This window comes from Andreesenia angusta, from assembly GCF_001855385.1.
Classification (GTDB): domain Bacteria; phylum Bacillota; class Clostridia; order Tissierellales; family Gottschalkiaceae; genus Andreesenia; species Andreesenia angusta.
Genome location: NZ_MKIE01000003.1, coordinates 261016 through 278245 on the forward strand (window position 1 = coordinate 261016; position 17230 = coordinate 278245).

20 protein-coding genes are annotated in these 17230 nt (G+C 44.6%); 19 read left to right on the forward strand and 1 reads right to left on the reverse strand.

Annotated features, from left to right (window positions below; all coding sequences use genetic code 11):
- The first annotated feature begins 19 nt into the window (after nucleotides 1-19).
- The 11 genes from EUAN_RS05805 to EUAN_RS05855 all read left to right on the forward strand — a co-directional run bounded on the left by EUAN_RS05805 (nucleotide 20) and on the right by EUAN_RS05855 (nucleotide 8137).
- Entirely contained in the window at nucleotides 20-1297 is a 1278-nt protein-coding gene (locus EUAN_RS05805) for a biotin/lipoyl attachment domain-containing protein (RefSeq protein ID WP_071062644.1), read from the forward strand.
- Nucleotides 1298-1309: 12 nt separating this feature from the next.
- Nucleotides 1310-2002 (forward strand): YggS family pyridoxal phosphate-dependent enzyme, encoded by a 693-nt coding sequence (locus EUAN_RS05810; protein WP_071062726.1) that lies wholly within the window; start codon nucleotides 1310-1312, stop codon nucleotides 2000-2002.
- A 12-nt stretch (nucleotides 2003-2014) separates the two neighbouring features.
- Nucleotides 2015-2464, forward strand: coding sequence for a cell division protein SepF (locus tag EUAN_RS05815; protein WP_071062646.1), 450 nt, complete (start codon nucleotides 2015-2017; stop codon nucleotides 2462-2464).
- 24 nt (nucleotides 2465-2488) lie between these two features.
- Nucleotides 2489-2758 carry a YggT family protein gene (locus EUAN_RS05820; protein ID WP_211266290.1) on the forward strand — a complete coding sequence of 90 codons (270 nt, stop codon included), beginning with the start codon at nucleotides 2489-2491 and terminating at the stop codon, nucleotides 2756-2758.
- An 8-nt stretch (nucleotides 2759-2766) separates the two neighbouring features.
- The gene (locus EUAN_RS05825) at nucleotides 2767-3555 is read left to right on the forward strand and encodes a YlmH family RNA-binding protein (RefSeq protein WP_071062650.1); all 789 of its coding nucleotides are present in this window, start codon (nucleotides 2767-2769) and stop codon (nucleotides 3553-3555) included.
- A 10-nt stretch (nucleotides 3556-3565) separates the two neighbouring features.
- The gene (locus EUAN_RS05830; protein ID WP_071062652.1) at nucleotides 3566-4222 is read left to right on the forward strand and encodes a DivIVA domain-containing protein; all 657 of its coding nucleotides are present in this window, start codon (nucleotides 3566-3568) and stop codon (nucleotides 4220-4222) included.
- A gap of 77 nt (nucleotides 4223-4299) precedes the next feature.
- A complete protein-coding gene (locus EUAN_RS12650; RefSeq protein ID WP_084655760.1) occupies nucleotides 4300-4719 on the forward strand; it encodes a DUF5665 domain-containing protein in 420 nt (139 codons plus the stop codon).
- A 10-nt stretch (nucleotides 4720-4729) separates the two neighbouring features.
- Entirely contained in the window at nucleotides 4730-5182 is a 453-nt protein-coding gene (lspA, locus tag EUAN_RS05840) for a signal peptidase II (RefSeq protein ID WP_071062654.1), read from the forward strand.
- A 7-nt stretch (nucleotides 5183-5189) separates the two neighbouring features.
- Nucleotides 5190-6098: an RluA family pseudouridine synthase gene (locus EUAN_RS05845; protein ID WP_071062655.1), complete on the forward strand. Its 909-nt coding sequence runs from the start codon at nucleotides 5190-5192 to the stop codon at nucleotides 6096-6098.
- A gap of 172 nt (nucleotides 6099-6270) precedes the next feature.
- Nucleotides 6271-6810 (forward strand): bifunctional pyr operon transcriptional regulator/uracil phosphoribosyltransferase PyrR, encoded by a 540-nt coding sequence (pyrR, locus tag EUAN_RS05850; RefSeq protein ID WP_084655762.1) that lies wholly within the window; start codon nucleotides 6271-6273, stop codon nucleotides 6808-6810.
- 43 nt (nucleotides 6811-6853) lie between these two features.
- Nucleotides 6854-8137, forward strand: a complete 1284-nt coding sequence (locus EUAN_RS05855) for a uracil-xanthine permease family protein (RefSeq protein ID WP_211266291.1) — start codon at nucleotides 6854-6856, stop codon at nucleotides 8135-8137.
- Here EUAN_RS05855 and EUAN_RS05860 read toward each other — a convergent pair.
- Nucleotides 8130-9908 carry an Rqc2 family fibronectin-binding protein gene (locus EUAN_RS05860; protein ID WP_071062657.1) on the reverse strand — a complete coding sequence of 593 codons (1779 nt, stop codon included), beginning with the start codon at nucleotides 9906-9908 and terminating at the stop codon, nucleotides 8130-8132. The genes EUAN_RS05855 and EUAN_RS05860 overlap by 8 nt on opposite strands.
- Nucleotides 9909-10098: 190 nt before the next feature.
- On the opposite strand from EUAN_RS05860, the gene EUAN_RS05865 reads away from it, so the two are divergent.
- Genes EUAN_RS05865 through fmt form a run of 8 tightly spaced genes read left to right on the forward strand, consistent with a single transcriptional unit; the run spans nucleotide 10099 to nucleotide 17199 of the window.
- Nucleotides 10099-10977: a YicC/YloC family endoribonuclease gene (locus EUAN_RS05865; RefSeq protein WP_071062660.1), complete on the forward strand. Its 879-nt coding sequence runs from the start codon at nucleotides 10099-10101 to the stop codon at nucleotides 10975-10977.
- 22 nt (nucleotides 10978-10999) lie between these two features.
- The gene (gene remA, locus EUAN_RS05870) at nucleotides 11000-11257 is read left to right on the forward strand and encodes an extracellular matrix/biofilm regulator RemA (RefSeq protein ID WP_425388415.1); all 258 of its coding nucleotides are present in this window, start codon (nucleotides 11000-11002) and stop codon (nucleotides 11255-11257) included.
- 12 nt (nucleotides 11258-11269) lie between these two features.
- On the forward strand, nucleotides 11270-11866 hold the full coding sequence (gene gmk / locus EUAN_RS05875; protein WP_211266292.1) for a guanylate kinase: 597 nt from the start codon (nucleotides 11270-11272) through the stop codon (nucleotides 11864-11866).
- A gap of 15 nt (nucleotides 11867-11881) precedes the next feature.
- Nucleotides 11882-12115: a DNA-directed RNA polymerase subunit omega gene (gene rpoZ / locus EUAN_RS05880; protein ID WP_071062667.1), complete on the forward strand. Its 234-nt coding sequence runs from the start codon at nucleotides 11882-11884 to the stop codon at nucleotides 12113-12115.
- 3 nt (nucleotides 12116-12118) lie between these two features.
- A complete protein-coding gene (gene coaBC / locus EUAN_RS05885) occupies nucleotides 12119-13327 on the forward strand; it encodes a bifunctional phosphopantothenoylcysteine decarboxylase/phosphopantothenate--cysteine ligase CoaBC (protein ID WP_071062668.1) in 1209 nt (402 codons plus the stop codon).
- Nucleotides 13328-13350: 23 nt separating this feature from the next.
- On the forward strand, nucleotides 13351-15810 hold the full coding sequence (priA, locus tag EUAN_RS05890) for a primosomal protein N' (RefSeq protein ID WP_245674448.1): 2460 nt from the start codon (nucleotides 13351-13353) through the stop codon (nucleotides 15808-15810).
- A gap of 11 nt (nucleotides 15811-15821) precedes the next feature.
- The gene (gene def, locus EUAN_RS05895; protein WP_071062672.1) at nucleotides 15822-16268 is read left to right on the forward strand and encodes a peptide deformylase; all 447 of its coding nucleotides are present in this window, start codon (nucleotides 15822-15824) and stop codon (nucleotides 16266-16268) included.
- Between the two features lies 1 nt (nucleotide 16269).
- Nucleotides 16270-17199 carry a methionyl-tRNA formyltransferase gene (gene fmt, locus EUAN_RS05900; RefSeq protein WP_071062674.1) on the forward strand — a complete coding sequence of 310 codons (930 nt, stop codon included), beginning with the start codon at nucleotides 16270-16272 and terminating at the stop codon, nucleotides 17197-17199.
- Nucleotides 17200-17230 lie beyond the last annotated feature (31 nt).

A 17230-nucleotide genomic window follows, 5' to 3' on the forward strand; every position in this document is an offset into this window, starting at 1 on the left:
TTCTATAAGAGGTGGTCTTTTGAGTGGTAAAGTTACTAATATAGAGGAAAGAAGAAAAAAGAGAAAAAGTTCGAAAAAACAGAAAAAAATTATCAGAATTTTAGTTATTTCAGTTATAATTGGGTATTTTATAATAAGGGCTGTGCCTATGGTGTTGTCTTCTCATATAAGCACAAAGCCTGTAGAGAAAGAGGTATTCACAGACAAGATAGATTCAAAGGGGATACTTTTCAAAAAAGAGACCGTTTACACCCGTAGCGCTGAAAATCTGGAGTTTGCGAAAAAAGAGGGTGAGCGCATAGGCTCGGGCGAGACGATAGCGGTTTCAAAGTCCAAAGACTATGCTTCACTGGAGCAAGAGCTCCAGACTGCAAATGAGAGCATACAGCTCTACACAGAGCTTTTAAACGAGTACAGCTGGCTTAGAAGCCTTAAGGAAAAGGAAGAAGACGCAGTAGAAAGCTATGTGAATCACCTTAGGGAAAAGACCAAGTTAGAAGACGAAAGGCTTGAGTCCATAAGAAGAGATATTCAGAACGGAACAAAGAGCAATGAAAGCTTCTTCAAAGAAGAGATAGAGAAGTTGGAGTCCACAAGAAGCCAGACTGAGGAAAAGCTTAAAACTGGAAAAGAGACTTATTTTGCAAAGTCTCCCGGTGTTGTTTCATCTAAGCTAGATGGCTTTGAAGAAGAGTTAAACTTTGAAGCGCTTGAAAAGCTGGATAGCGCTAAATACAATGAGATAAAGGGCAGAATAAAGTCTGCCGAGAAAAAAGATATTTCAAAAGGAGTCAAGACTGTAGAAGGACATATATGGTACATGGCGCTGGACATAGACAAGGCCTACGGCAACGAGTTTAAAGATAAGACAAGCGTGGAGGTTGAATTCAACAAAGGAGAGTACGCTCTCAAGGGCAAGATAAAACAGTTGGATATCAAAGACAGAGCGTTGATGGTGATAGAGTTCAATGAGGGGCTTCACAGGTTTTATGATGACAGATACGTAGACGTAGCTATAGTAAAAGGCAGGTACAGCGGACTTAGGGTTCCGAGCTCTGCCATAACAGAGCAAGATGGACAGAGGGGAGTCTATATAAAGGAAGTAAGCGGCATAGTGAAGTTTATTCCTGTGAGACTGCTCTACAAGGGGGACGAATACTCTATAGTAAACGACGAGGAACAAGGCAGTATAGAGTACAAGAAGAAAGGCGAAACCGTAACGGCTAGATCACTTCAGGTGTTTGATGAAGTGTTTGAAAATAGCATGTTTGTAAGAGAGAATCAGGTGGTAAACTAGGAGGTGTTTAAAATTAGCATAAAGGAGAATTTAGAAGAAGTAAGGACTAGGATCGACAAGGCGCTTTCGTCAAAAGGCAAAACTGTAGACGACATAGTGCTTATAGCTGTCACCAAGACAAAAGGCGTAGACATGATAAACGAAGCGATAGCGCTTGGGACAACCGATATTGGAGAGAACAAGGTGCAGGAGATACAGGACAAGTATGAAATGATAGAGGGGAATCCTAGAATTCATATGATAGGGCATCTTCAGACCAACAAAGTCAAGTACATAATAGATAAGGTGGATCTTATACATTCGCTTGACAGAAAGAGTCTAGCAGTAGAGATACAGAAGAGAGCAGAGCAGAAGGGGATAGTTGCAGAAGTTCTTATACAGGTAAATGTGGCAGAAGAAGAGAGCAAATTCGGACTTAAAGTCGAAGAAGTGGCTTCTTTTGCAGAGAGCCTCCTCAGCTATCCGAACATAAAAGTAAAGGGGCTTATGACTATAGCGCCATATGAAGAAGATCCTGAAAAGACAAGGTATGTGTTCAGGACCATGAAAGAGCTGTACGAAGAGATAAAGTCTAAAAACTACTCTAATTTCGATATGGAGTACTTGTCTATGGGGATGACAAACGACTATGAGATAGCTTTAGAAGAGGGTGCCAATATGATAAGAGTTGGTACAGGGATTTTTGGGAAGAGAAACTACAATTAGGAGGAATGTAAAATGTCAGGACTATTGGATAAAGTTAAATATATTGTGGGATTAGACGACGAGGAAGAAGTGGAGTATGAGTACGAAGAGGAGCAGTATGAGACACTTGAAAGTGCACCTAAGCAGACTGAAACCAAGAACAACAAAGTGGTCAGCATACACACTCACACAAATGCAAACACAAAGGTGATGATATACGAGCCTAAAGCATACAATGAAGTTACAACCATAATAGAAGAACTTAAAAATAGAAAGCTGATAGTCATAAATATGCTCGGGCTAGAAGGGGAAGTGAAGGGGAACGTATTCCACTGCTTAAGCGGAGCTATATATGCAATGGAGGGAAATATGCAGAAGGTTGCAAAGGACATATTCGTGCTGGCGCCTAACAATGTAGAAGTGGATTCAAACAAGATAAGCGAAGAGATGAGCAACAAGGGAATATTCCCTTGGCAAAAATAAATTTTCCCAGAAGGTGGAGTGGTTTTGATATACAATGTAGTGAGATCGTTAGATATTCTTTTGAATTTAGTTGTATGGCTTATAATAGGTAGGTCGATTGTCTCTATAGTGGTGAGGGACTATGGCAACCCTCTTGTGAGGATCCTCTACGACGTGACAGAGCCTATACTGATGCCGTTTAGAAAGATAATAGAGAGGCTGAATATAGACACTGGAATGATAGATTTCTCGCCGCTGCTGGCTATACTGGCTATAAACTTGGCCAGAAGATTGCTCTGGGGCATGATTTTCTAGGGGCATACATGATGAAAAACAAAGAGAAGTATCTAGAACATATAAAAGACAAGGGCCAGTACGACACGATGAGAAGGCTCTTGGACAAGATAGAGATAGTAGAGAGGAATTACGAAGCAGAGTGGACTGACTTTTTAGATCCATACCAGATAAGGCTTTCGGAGTCTATACTGAACAGATTTGATGTAAACTACTACGCGGAAGGCGGAACTGAAGAGGCCGAGAGGAAGTCGATAGTGATATACCCCGAGTACCTTTCAAGAGATGATGTAGAGAATCCTGTAGCAGCTATAGAGATTGTAGGCTCTTTTAAATTCAATGAGGTGTCTCATAGAGACTATCTGGGCTCTATACTTGGAACAGGCGTGAAGCGGGAAAAAATAGGGGATATATATATCGGAGAAGGTCATGCGCAAGCTGTACTTCACAGGGATATCCTAGACTATGTGAAGGCGAATCTGGAGCGGATAGGGAAAGAGCGAGTTCAAGTGAAAGAGATACCCTTATCTGAAGTAGAGAACCAGGAAGTTGAGTATGAAGACAAGGTCGTAGTTGTAAGCTCGGAGAGGCTAGATGTTATGATAAGCGAAGTATACAGCGTCTCTAGAGCCAAGAGCAAATCGATAGTATCTTCCGACAGGGTTAAGGTGAACTGGGCTCCAACTTCGGAGCCCTCTTTAAAGCTATCCTCAGGGGACCTTGTATCGGTGAGAAAGCTAGGCAGATTTATAGTGGGAGAGTCAAGGGGGACTACGAGAAAAGACAATGAAAGGCTAGAGGTAAGACTGTATAAATAGGAGGACTGCAATGTTTACACCAATAGATATTCAAAAAAAGGAATTTTCAAAATCTTTCAAAGGATATAAGGAAACAGAGGTGGACAGCTTTTTAGATGAGCTGACTATAGACTACGAGAAGCTGTTTAGGGAAAATGTGGAGCTGAAAGACAAGCTGAGCATGATGACCGAGCAGATAAAGCACTACAGCTCTATAGAGCAGACGATACAGAAGACTCTTGTAATGGCACAGGGCACAGCTGAAGAAGTGACTTTAAATGCCAGAAAAAAGGCGGAGCTCATAATAGAGGACGCTGAGAAGGAGTGTAGGAAAAGGTCAGAGAGCGGAAATGAAGAGCTGAGAAAGATAAAAGAAGAGTATGACAGGCTGAAAAAAGAGATGATGATCTACAAAACTAAATGCAAGTCCATCATAAGCTCTCAGTTGGCTATGATAGAGAGCGAGCTTGAGGAGTTTTCTTTCGGAGAGATGTCATCGGATTTTGAAGCTGAGGGCGAGCAGGAGCAACTGTCAGAGCAGGAGATTGAATCTGAAACTGAAGTAGCTGAGGCGAGCACAGAGATTGCTTGTGAAGCAGATAGCACAGCAAGTGAAAAGCCTGATATGGCAGAAGATATGTACAGCACAAGAAGGATAGACATATCTGGAGGAGTAAGTGGAGCTTAGAAAAAGTTTGTTTTTGACGACTAGGAATTTATATTTCTAGTCTTTTGTATTTAAAGCGTCAAAGTGGAGGTGTGGATTTGAACTTAGCGAAAAAAATACAAGAAAAGCGAAAAGAGAAAGAGAAAATAGAGCAGAGGATAGAGGAAGAAAGAAGAGAAAAAGAGAGAATAGAGGAGAGAATAAAAGAGCTCAACGAAAAAATAGACATTATCAGGACTGAAAAAGAGCAACTTGGACTTATATCTGAAAAAATAGAAGCTGTGCTTGAAAAGATGGAAAAAAACAGATTTCATGAGTATATAGACCTAGTGGGAAACAGGAAAAAGCTCATAGTGACAAATCTGATCATAGGAATAAGCCGGGGGCTTGGAACAGTCATAGGTGTTTCCGTAGTGGCCGCGCTTCTCATATATATACTTCAGCAGATGATATCGCTTCCTCTTATAGGGGATCTCGTGGCTGAAATAGTGAAAATAGTTCAAGACAATCTTCGATAGGGGGAGAAATATGTTTTTTTTATCTATAATCTTAGTAGTGATAGATCAGGTTACAAAGCATTTCGCAGTAAGCGAGCTTAAAGGAGCAGAAACTGTTCACATTATAGGAGAGTTTTTAAATCTAACCTATGTAGAAAACAGGGGGGCTGCATTCGGAGTATTCCAGGACCAGAGAACTTTCTTTATACTGATAACTGCAGCGGTGATGATCATGGTGGCGCTGCTGTTTGTATTCAAAGGTCATACAATGACACCAGCCTCCAAGCTCTCGCTCTACATGATAGTGGGAGGAGCGCTGGGCAACTTCATAGACAGGGTGAGACTGGGCTATGTTGTGGACTTTATAGACGTGAAGTTTGGGGACGTCTACGACTTTCCGGTGTTCAACGTGGCAGACATGGCATTGGTAATTGGAACGATAGTGCTTATGGCGCTTATTATAACTGACAGATACGAGAGGTAGTGATAAATTGGAAAAAATCAGAATAGTTGTCGGAGAAGAAGACGTAAAGGACAGGCTGGACCTGTTTCTGGCAGATTACTTTGAGGACATCTCTAGAAGCAGCATACAGAAACTTATAAAAGGCGGAAAGGTTCAAGTCAATGGGAAAAACCCTAAGGCTAAGTCTTCCCTCAAGGATGGAGACACTGTAGACATAGAGTTTGAAGACGAGGAAGAGCTGGTCATAGAGCCAGAGAACATACCTATAGACATAGTATACGAAGATGAAGACGTAGCCATAGTCAATAAAAAGCAGGGCATGGTGGTACACCCGGCCGCTGGAAACTACAGCGGGACACTTGTAAATGCACTGCTTTACCATGTGAAAGAGCTGTCCGACATAAACGGGAGCATGAGGCCGGGGATAGTTCACAGGATAGACAAGGACACCTCGGGATTGCTCATGATAGCCAAAAACAACGAAGCGCATGAGAAACTTGCAGAGCAGCTGAAAGAGCATACTACAAACAGAAGGTATATGGCGCTTGTCGAAGGCGTAATAAAAGAAGAGCGAGGGACTATAGACGCTCCTATTGGAAGGCACCCTACAGACAGAAAGAAGATGACCGTCATAGACTCGAACAGCAAAGACGCGGTCACCCACTTCGCTGTGGTTGAGAGGTACTCAAACTACACGCTTATTGAGGCGAAGCTAGAGACGGGAAGAACCCATCAGATAAGAGTCCATATGAAGTTCATAAACCATCCAGTTGTAGGAGACAAGGTTTACGGCGTAAGAAACCAAAAGTTCAACTTGGAGGGGCAGCTGCTTCATGCCAAGACAATAGGCTTTATACATCCGAGAACAGGAGAATACATGGAGTTTAGCTCTGAGATCCCTGATTATTTCCAAGATATATTAAGAAAGCTTAAATAGTAGTGTGTGCATCTCAATAGACAAACAAAATGAAATATGGTACTATCTATATGTAATCCTTTAAATTAGTACGAGATACTATAAGGAGTGAGATTCAAATGCCTGGTGATTCTATCGGCTCTCCTTTTGACTAGAGGAGAGCCTTTTTTAAATTTAATTTGGAGGTGGAACGTTGGAGACTAAGGCTGTGATAATGGACGAGAGTGCAATAAAAAGAGCCATAACGAGGATTTCTCACGAGATAATTGAGAGGAACAGAGGTGTAGATGATCTTGTGCTGGTCGGAATAAGGACTAGAGGCATACCATTTGCAGAGAGACTCGGAAAGAAGATATCGGAGATAGAGGACAAGAACCTAGACGTGAAGTATATAGACATAACGCCTTACAGGGATGACCTGGAGCCAGACAGCGTAGATGTGGAGGTAAAGGAATCGTTGGATTTCGACATAACTGACAAGACTGTTATATTGATAGACGACGTGCTCTACACTGGGAGGACGGTTAGAGCGGCGCTTGATGCTATAGTGCACAGCGGAAGACCCAAAAAAGTCCAGCTAGCTGTGATGATAGACAGAGGGCACAGGGAGTTCCCTATAAGGCCAGACTTTGTGGGGAAGAACGTTCCAACATCTCAAGATGAAGCTGTGAACGTCATGTTTGAAGAGGTAGACAGCGAGGACATGGTTGTAATAGAAAAAAATTTCAAATAGGGTCTTTTAAATCAGTACAGAGAGACTGAAAAGGAGGAGTTTTATGTTAAACGAAGAGTTACCGAAAAACGCAAGCTTATCACAGATGGAGGGTGTGACCAATGCAGGCAAGAGGCTTGTAATGGGGCTTCAGCACGTAATAGCCATGTTTGGTGCAACTGTGCTAGTTCCAATGCTTACAGGCCTTAATCCTTCAGTGGCGCTTTTCTGCGCAGGAGTTGGAACATTTATATTCCATGTATGTACAAAGAGGAAAGTTCCTGTATTTCTAGGCTCGAGCTTTGCATTCATACCGGTTATTCAGATGGTCGGGAAACAATACGGCGACCTTGCCTATGCTCAGGGAGGCATAATAGTTGCGGGACTTATATACGTGCTGCTCTCGCTTATGGTGAAGATATTTGGAGAAGAGAAAGTGACTTCGTTCTTCCCTCCAGTAGTTACAGGTCCAATGATAATAGTTATAGGGCTTGTGCTGAGTCCTGTAGCCGTTGAGATGGCTTCAAGCAACTGGATGGTTTCAGGAGTAGTGCTTTTGACTGTTATAGCGGTCTCTATTTTCGCCAAAGGTTTTTTCAAAGTGATACCTATACTTGCAGGAGTAGGTGTCGGATACGCGCTTTCCATGGCGCTTGGGTATGTAGACTATGGCCCTATAATGAATGCCGATATTTTCAGCATGCCGGCATTTACAATGCCTAAGTTTAGCTTAGGAGCCGTGGCGCTTATAACTCCTATAGTGTTGGCCACTTTCATGGAGCATATAGGGGATATAACTACTAACGGAGCTGTGGTAGGGAAAAACTTCTTGAAAGACCCTGGACTTGACAGGACGCTTCTGGGAGATGGACTTGCGACTATATTTGCTGGATTCGTAGGGGGGCCTGCCAACACGACTTACGGAGAGAACACAAGCGTGCTTGCAGTGACTAAAGTATACGACCCTTCGATACTCAGAATAGCAGCTACTATAGCCATACTGCTGAGCTTTTTAGGGAAGTTCGGAGCAATTCTCCAAACTATACCGATAGCAGTTATGGGAGGAGTCAGCATAGTGCTCTTCAGCATGATAGCAAGCGTTGGAATGAGAACTATTTCAAGCGCAAATATAGATTACTCTGACAACAGGAACCTTATAATCTCAGGACTTATACTGGTGGCTGGGATAGGCACAGAACTTCTAAAGGCCAATCCAGAGTTTACGGGGACTATAGGGATAAGAATTACAGAGAATATACAGATAGTTGGACTTAGCTTGGCTGCCATAATAGGTGTGCTGACTAATAAGTTGCTTCCAGAGACAAAAAAAGAGGTTGAGCCTAGCTAGGCTCAACCTTTCTTATTTTGGACACAGACAGCTTGTCAGGAGTTACATAGACCGTGCTGTTGTTTTCGTATATAACCATGCCTGGCCTTGCTCCGCTCGGTTTCTTGACGTTTTTTCTCAGAGCGTAGTCTACAGGCACGTTTGAAGACTGGGAAGCTTTGCTGTAGTAGGCTGCGAGTGTGGCCGCTTCAAGCACTGTGGACTCAGGGACCTCGTCTCCGTTCGTCTTCACTATCACGTGAGATCCTGGTATGTCTTTTGTATGGAGCCAGAGGTCTTCTTTGGAAGCTGACTTCATGGTCAGCTGGTCGTTCTGCTTGTTGTTCTTTCCTACATATATATGGTAGTTGTCAGACGAAATATATTCGTGTGGCTTTGAAGGCGCTGAAGAGCTCTTCTTGTTTTTAAGGGAGGATTTTTTGAGGTATCCCTCTGAAACAAGCTCCTCTTTTATCTCGTCTATCTCCTGTACCTCTGTGCAGTTGTCTATGGCGTAGATTATGTTTTGAAGGTAGTCTATCTCCACCTCGGATTGCTCTATCTGCTCTGCCAAAAGCCCATGGGCTGTCTTTAGTTTGTTGTATTTTTTATAGTATCTCTGGGCGTTCTCGGAAGGAGACAGCCTAGGGTCTAGAGCTATTTCTATGCTGTCGAGCGATTCACTGTAGTAGTTTTGGACATTTACAGAAGAGTCGCCCTTGTTTATCAGGTGCATATTGGCAGTCAAAAGGTCGCCCTTTATCCTCAGGCTCTCTCGTTTTTCTGCCTCTGCTATCTCTAGCCTCTGCTTCTCCACCTTGTTGAGTATCCTTTCTAGCTTCAGGGAGACGCTCTTTCTGAGCTCGCTAGACTTCTGCTTGATCCTGTCTCTGTTGTCCCTGCTTTGGAAGAAGTATTCAAGCAATTCGCTCATAGATTCGAAATGCTCGAAAGGGTAGTCACCGTACTGTGTAAGCTTGACAGATGAGAAGTAGAGCACGTCTAGATTGTCTCTGTCTCGCACTACGTTTGGATAGAAAGCGCATAGCCTGACATCCCTGTAAAAAGATATAAAGCCCTCTGCGAGGTTTCTTTTCTCGGAGTGGTCTAGCAAGACCAAGAGCCTTTCAGAGTCCACACCGGAGCGGTGGCAGATCTCTCTAGCGAGCAGCGGGCTAAGCCCTACAAACTTAAGGTAGAGCGCCTTGTGTGTAGAAAGGTTCTCGTCTGAAGCGTTTAGAATGCTTAGAACATCTTCAAGCTCTACGTTTAGGGGGTCGCGCTTCTCCTGTGCCGGTGGAGGCGAGTATGGAAGCCCTGGGAGGACTTGTCGTACAGAGCTTAGAGATACAGGGACTCTCTTTATAGAGTCCAGTATCTTGTTCTTAGACGAGTCAACCAGGATTATATTGCTGTGCTTTCCCATTATCTCGACTATCAGGTCTTTTTGCGTAAGATCTCCTAGCTCGTCCAGTGACTCGAACTTTATAATCACCACACGCTCTAGAGATGGCTGCTCTACGCCTATCACTTTGCCACTTCCGAGGTGCTTTCTGAGAAGCATACAGAAAGCTGGTGGTGTCTGAGGATTCTGCTTTGAGGATTTCGTCAGGTGGACTCTTGGGTTGCTGCTGCTAGCTGAAAGCAGGAGCTTGAAGTTTTCAGATTTATTTCTTATCTGCAGCAAGAGCTCGTCGCTCTCGGGCTGATGTATTTTGTCGACTCTGCCGCCGACTAGCTTTTCGCTTAATTCGCTTGTGATTGCATGTAAAACTACTCCATCTAAAGACATTTATATTCCTCCAATGTATTTTCAAATTGCCATTTTCAACTCAATAGGTCTAAAAGAATTATAGCACAAAAGGGCTATTCTTTCATTCAAGCTAATTAAACGAATCCTCAAGGGAAATATATCTTAATTGACAGCCAATAAAAATGTGATAAAATTGAGTATAAAGATTTAGGAAGGAAGGATAGCATCTATGAAGAGCATGACCGGATACGGCAGGGGAGAATTTCAAGAGTCGAACAAGAGCTTTGTGGTGGAGATAAAGACCATAAACCACAGGTACAACGACATTCTTGTAAAGATGCCTAGACATATAAGCCACCTAGAGGAAATGGTGAAGAGAAGTATAAAAGAGAAAGTCAACAGAGGAAGAGTCGAAGTCTACATAAATATGGAAAGCGTTGAGGGAAACGACGTAGAAGTTGCAGTAAACCTCGCGCTGGCCAAATCGTATAAAGAGGCTGCAGAAAAAATATCTAGAGAGCTCTCAATAGCTGGGGAGCTCTCTCTAGAGTCTATAATGAAGTTTCCAGACGTGTTGAAGGCTGAAAAGCTCGAAGACGACGAAGACGAGCTGAAGAGAGCTCTCTACGGCGCACTGGAAAAAGCCATAGAAGCTCTTGTGGGAATGAGGTCTAGAGAAGGCGAGAAGCTTCGAGAAGATATGATAGAAAAGCTTGGCAATATAGACAGCAAAATATCTGAGATAGAGAAGAGGGCGCCTCTAGTGGTGTCAGAGTACAAGGAGAAGCTGAACCAGAGGATTTCAGATATGTTAGAGGGGAAGTACGAGCTAGACGAGTCGAGGCTTGCAAATGAAGTTGCGTACTTTGCCGACAAGTCCGGTATAGACGAGGAGCTTGTAAGGCTTAGGAGCCATATATCCCAGGCCAGAAGCACAGCCCAGTCTGAAGGCGCTGTAGGGAAGAAGCTTGACTTCATAGTCCAGGAGATGAACAGAGAGGCTAATACAATAGGATCTAAAGTTGGCGACATAGATATAACCAATATGGTCGTAGACATAAAGACAGAGATAGAGAAGGTAAGAGAGCAAGTTCAGAACATAGAGTAGACTAGGAGGAGTAAAGATGAGTATAAAGCTTATAAATATAGGATTTGGGAATATAGTTTCAGCCAACAGGATAGTTGCCATAGTGAGCCCTGAATCTGCACCGATAAAGAGGATAATCCAAGAGGCAAGAGACAGAGGGATGCTGATAGACGCGACTTACGGGAGAAGGACAAGGGCTGTAGTTATAACAGATAGCGACCACGTTGTACTTTCGGCTGTCCAGCCAGAGACTGTGGCGCATAGGCTAAACAGCAAAGACAATGTAAACGATGTGGAATAAGGAGAGATGGATATGAAAAAAGGACTGCTGCTTGTAATTTCAGGACCATCTGGAGCAGGCAAGGGAACGATATGCAAGAGCTTGCTAGAGCAAAATTCAAATATAAACCTCTCGGTTTCGGCCACCACAAGGGAGCCGAGACCGGGGGAAGTCGAGGGAGTAAACTACTACTTCCTGGAGAAAGAAAAATTCAAGAGCATGATAGTTGAAGGCGAGTTTTTAGAGCATGCGGAGGTCTATGGAAACTACTATGGAACTCCAAAGGCCAAAGTCATGGAAAAGCTGAACTCAGGCGAAGATGTGCTACTGGAGATAGACATACAGGGCGCTCTAAAGGTAAAGGAGATATACCCCAACGGAGTCTTTATATTCATACTGCCGCCTTCTATGGAAGAGCTCAAGAGCAGGCTTGAGGGCAGGGGAACAGAGACAAAAGAGGCCATGCTCAGAAGGATGGAGAGCGCTTACCACGAAATAGAGTACGTATTCAAGTACGACTATGCAGTTCTAAACGACAAAGTAGACCTGGCAGTTAAGACTATAGAGTCGATAATAGAGGCGGAAAAGGCCAGAGTGCACAGACAGGAAAATATACTAGAGGAATTTTAGAGGAGGACTTACAATATGTTATACCCAACTACGGATGAATTGTTAAAAAAAGTGGACAGCAGGTACACGCTTGTCGTGATGGTGTCGAAAAGAGCTAGACAGCTTCTAGAAGGTGCAGAACCTCTTGTGAACGCGAAGGGGAAGAAAGTGCTGAGCTTGGCTGTTCAGGAGATTGCAGATGGAGAGGTTACCTACACAAGACCTTCTGAAGAAGAGCTGGAAGAAAAACTAGGCTGTGAAGAGGTGTAGACTTTGCTTAATGGAAAAACAATAGTGATGGGAGTCACTGGCGGAATAGCCGTATACAAGGCTGTCGACGTAGTCAGCAGGCTGAAGAAACTAGGAGCCGACATAAAAGTCATAATGACTGAGTCGGCCACGGAGTTTGTCATGCCTCTCACTTTTGAGACGATGTCTCAAAACTACGTGGTCAGCGACATGTTCGGAGAGATAAAGTCATGGGATGTGGAGCATATATCGCTTGCAAAGTCGGCGGATCTCTTCCTGGTGGCCCCAGCTACAGCTAATATAATAGGGAAAGTGGCAAATGGAATAGCGGACGACATGCTTTCTACCACTATAATGGCCACAAAGGCCAAAGTGTTATTTGCGCCTGCCATGAACACCAATATGTACCAAAATCCGCTTTTTAAAGAGAATGTGGACAAGCTAAAGATCATGGGATACGGCTTTATAGCGCCTGCTTCTGGAAGGCTTGCCTGTGGAGACTTAGGCGAGGGAAAGCTGGAAGACCCTGAAAAGATAGTGGAAGCAGTGGTGGACCACTTTAAAAAGAGCGAGGAGCTGTCTGGGAAAAAAGTCGTAGTCACAGCAGGGCCTACTCTGGAGAGGCTAGACCCCGTAAGGTATATAAGCAACAACTCAAGCGGAAAGATGGGCTATAGACTGGCCGAGCGCGCCAGAGACAGAGGTGCAGAAGTTGTCCTCGTTTCAGGCCCGACGCATGTTGAAAGGCCAGATGGAGTCAAATTTGTGCAGGTGGAGACGACTGAAGAGATGTTCAGAGCGGTTGAAGCAGAGTATGGGTCAGACGACATACTGATAAAGGCTGCAGCCCCACTTGACTACAGGCCTTCAAGCTACAGCGAGAACAAGATAAAGAAGTCTGAAGGGAAGCTGAAGCTTGAATTTGAAAGAAACGTGGACATAGCCAAGCATTTTGGGGAGAAGAAGTCTCGAAATCAGATTCTGATTGGATTTGCGGCAGAGAGTGAGAACCTGATAGAAAACGCCAAGAGAAAGCTGGAGCAGAAAAACATGGACTTCATAGTCGCCAACGACATAACGGCGGAAGATTCAGGATTCAAGTCCGACAGAAACAAGGCATTTATAATCAGTTCAGACAGCACTGTAGAAGAGCTTCCCAAGATGTCCAAGTCTGAGCTTTCAGACAGGATACTGGATAAATTGATTGAAATTTTAGATAGAAAAGCTAGATAGCTGTGGCCGTCTAGCTTTGTGTTTTGAAAGAGGATGATGAGATGTACGCAGAGCTGGCGGTGGACAATACAAGCTTAAATACAGACAGACTTTTTACATATTCGGTTCCAAGCGATATGGAGTTTTACATGGAAGTGGGAAAGAGAGTTCTGGTCCCGTTTGGAAGAGGCAACAAGCTGCTAGAGGGTCTTGTGGTGAATCTGAAAAGAGACCTAGACTCGGGGCTAGACGCAGATAAGCTTAAGCCCATACAATATGTAGTGGACAGAGAGCCCATAATGACCTTGGAGATGGTCGAGCTTCTGGGGTGGATGAGAGAACGGTATCTGGCCAAGTACACAGAGGTGATAAAGACAATAGTCCCAAACGGCATCACCATGAAGGCCAAGAAAGTGGTCAAGGTGGAGATGGCTATAGATGAAACCATAGTGGACCCAGAGCTCGCAGCTTATCTCAACTCTAAAAAAAGGATGGCGCTCGAGAACCTTAAGAGAAAATTCGGCGAAAAAAACATACAGAAAGATATAAATCGACTCTGCCAGATGGGCTGCATAGAGATAGAGGAGTCGGTGTTCCAGCAGGTGAAAAAGCAATATGAAAAGCATGTAGAGAGAAGGTTTAAGCCTGAAGATGCAGACTGCATAGCCGAGACGCTGAGCACCAGAGCGGTCAAGCAAGTAGAAATAGTCAGGCTGCTATCCTCTAGAGAGAGCATCTCCAAAAAAGAGCTGCTTCAGGCAGTGAACACCTCTGACTCCACCATAAAGTCCCTTGAGAAAAAAGGGCTTGTAGAGACTGTAGAGAGAGAAGTGGACAGGAATCCCGTAGGAAGAGAGGTGGCTCACTACAGCAAGATAGAGCTGAATGAAGCTCAGCGCATGGTCTACGACGAGATAGAGTCGCTTAAACACACGAAACATCTGATCCACGGCGTGACAGGCTCAGGAAAGACGGAGGTCTACCTTCAGCTTATAGAGAGCGCCCTAGAGAGAGGTGAGGAGTCCATAGTGCTGGTACCTGAAATCGCCCTGACTCCTCAGACGCTGGACAGGTTTATGGGCAGGTTTGGAGACAGAGTGGCTATATACCACAGCAAGCTTTCAAACGGCGAAAGGTATGATGAGTGGAGAAAGATGAGAGATGGAAGGGCCAAAGTTGCAATTGGAACTAGGTCCGCTGTATTCGCCCCTTTCAGAAACCTGGGGCTTATAATAATGGACGAAGAGCATGAGCAAAGCTACAAGTCCTCTATGAACCCCAAGTACAGTACGCTAGAGGTTGCAGAGAAGAGGTGCGAGCTAGAAGGTGCCAGACTGGTGCTAGGCTCCGCCACCCCGTCTGTAGAGACTTACTACAGGGCGGAGAGCGGAGAGTTCAAACTGCTGGAGATGAATTTAAGGGCCAACGAAAACCCTCTTCCAAATATAAACTTGATAGACATGAGAGAAGAGTTGTATAATGGGAATAAATCTATTTTCAGCAGAGAACTATACATGTCTATGCTTGAAAAGCTAGAGAGGCGTGAACAGATAATACTCTTCTTGAACAGCAGAGGTTTTTCCAAGTTCGTGTCCTGCAGAAGCTGCGGACATGTCATAAAGTGCAGCAGATGCGATATCTCCATGACCTACCACGCTGAGGAGAACAGGCTGGTGTGCCACTACTGCGGAGAGAGCAGGAAGATGGTCACTGAATGCCCGGAGTGCGGAAGCAGGTACGTAAAGCATATGGGACTTGGGACGCAAAAGGTGGAAGCTGAGGTCAGAAAGCACTTTCCAAAGGCTGCTGTGGAGAGGATGGATCTAGACACCACCGGCAGAAAGCACAGCCACGAAGAGATACTCACTAGGATGAAAAACAGAGAGATAGACATACTTATAGGCACGCAGATGATATCGAAGGGGCTGGACTTTCCAGACGTGACGCTTGTAGGTGTCATAATAGCGGACACCTCGCTTAATATTCCAGACTACAAAGCGCCGGAGAGGACTTTCCAGCTGATGACTCAGGTGGCTGGAAGAGCTGGGAGAAGCGAGCTGGAAGGCAGAGTGGTGATTCAGACTTACGAGCCGGACCACTACAGCATACAGACGGCCAAAGACCACGACTACATGTCTTTCTACAGTCAGGAGATAATGGTCAGAAAGCTGTTCAGATACCCGCCTTTTTGCGAGCTTGTAGATATCACGGTATACGGAAGAGAGGAGTCTTCGGTGTGCAAAATAGCTTCGGAGGTAGCTAGCAGAGTGAAAGACTCTGTTTCAAAGAGCGAGACTCTGAGGAATGTAGAGGTGCTGGGGCCAAATCCCGCCCTTATATACAGAATAAAAGACAGATACAGGATGAAGATACTGATAAAAGCGAGGCGCGAAGATATGAGCGAGATCAAGACCACGCTTGGCGCGCTGCTCTCTCTAAATGAGAAATATGCAAAAGAGCAGGTCAGGGTCAGCATAGATATAAATCCAAGTTCTATAATCTAGGAGGAGAAAAAATGGCTACAAGACAATTGAGATTTGAAGGTGACGAGATACTCAGAAAGAGGTCTAGGGAGATTGAAAAAATAGATGACAAGATAAAGACTTTAGCTGAGGATATGGTGGAGACCATGTACAAAGAAGAAGGGGTGGGACTTGCCGGCCCTCAGATAGGAATGCTGAAGAGGATAATAGTTGTAGACATAGGGGAAGGGCCTATAGTGGCCATAAACCCAGTGATAACTGCGCAGGACGGAGAAGAAGTGGACATGGAGGGATGTCTTAGCGTTCCGGGCAAGAGCGGAAAAGTCAGCAGGCCTTACGCAGTAAGAGTTGAGTACACCGATTTAGACGGAGCATCTCAGGCAATAGAGGCTGAAGGGTTTCTAGCTAGGGCTTTCTGCCATGAGATAGACCATCTGAACGGGGTTCTATATATAGACAAGCTAGTAGAGGGGGAGTAATATGAGAGTCGTCTTTATGGGGACTCCAGACTTTGCAGTTCCCACTCTGGAAAAAATAAAAAATGCAGGTCATGAGGTTTCGCTAGTGGTTACACAGGAAGACAAGCAGAGAGGCAGGGGCAAGAAACTTCAGTACACTCCTGTAAAGGAGAAGGCGCTGGAGCTTGGAATAGAGGTTTATCAGCCTTCAAAAGTCAATTCCGAGGAGAGCGTAGAGAAGATAAGAGAAGCGTCTCCTGATGTGATAGTGGTAGTGGCCTACGGGCAGATACTCTCGGAGGAGATACTCTACATGCCTAAATACAGATGTTTAAACGTGCACGCCTCGATACTCCCGAAGTACAGAGGTCCGGCGCCTCTGAACTGGGCTGTGATAAACGGAGAGCGCGAGAGCGGAGTCACTATAATGGAGATGGCCAAAGGACTCGACACGGGGGACATGATAAAGATTGCAAAAGTAGACATAGACGAAGAGATGACTGCAGGGGAGCTTCACGACGCTCTTATGGAGACGGGAGCCGAAACGCTTGTAGAAGTGCTTTCAGAGCTTGAAGCAGGAGAGATCTCAAAGACTCCACAGGACCACAGCGCTTCAAGCTATGCGCCTATGATGGTCAAAGAGCTTGGTCATATAGACTGGAACAAGAGCTCAGAAGAGATAAAAAATCTGGTGAGAGGCACTCAGCCTTGGCCTGGAGCTTATTTCTACATGGATGAAAAGATGGTCAAGATAAGAAAAGTGAGAGTTGAAGACATGGCTTCAGACGGCAAAGCTGGAGAGATTGTAAAGGCGGATTCAACAGGGATATATATAAAGACACTTGACGGGTGTATTGCAGTAGAAGAGCTGCAGGTTCCAGGCAAGAGATGGATGAGCGTAGAGGAGTATCTTAGAGGCAACAATGTTAACACTGGTGTAGTTGTATTGTAATATTTGGTTAAACTATTGAACCGCTGGCTAG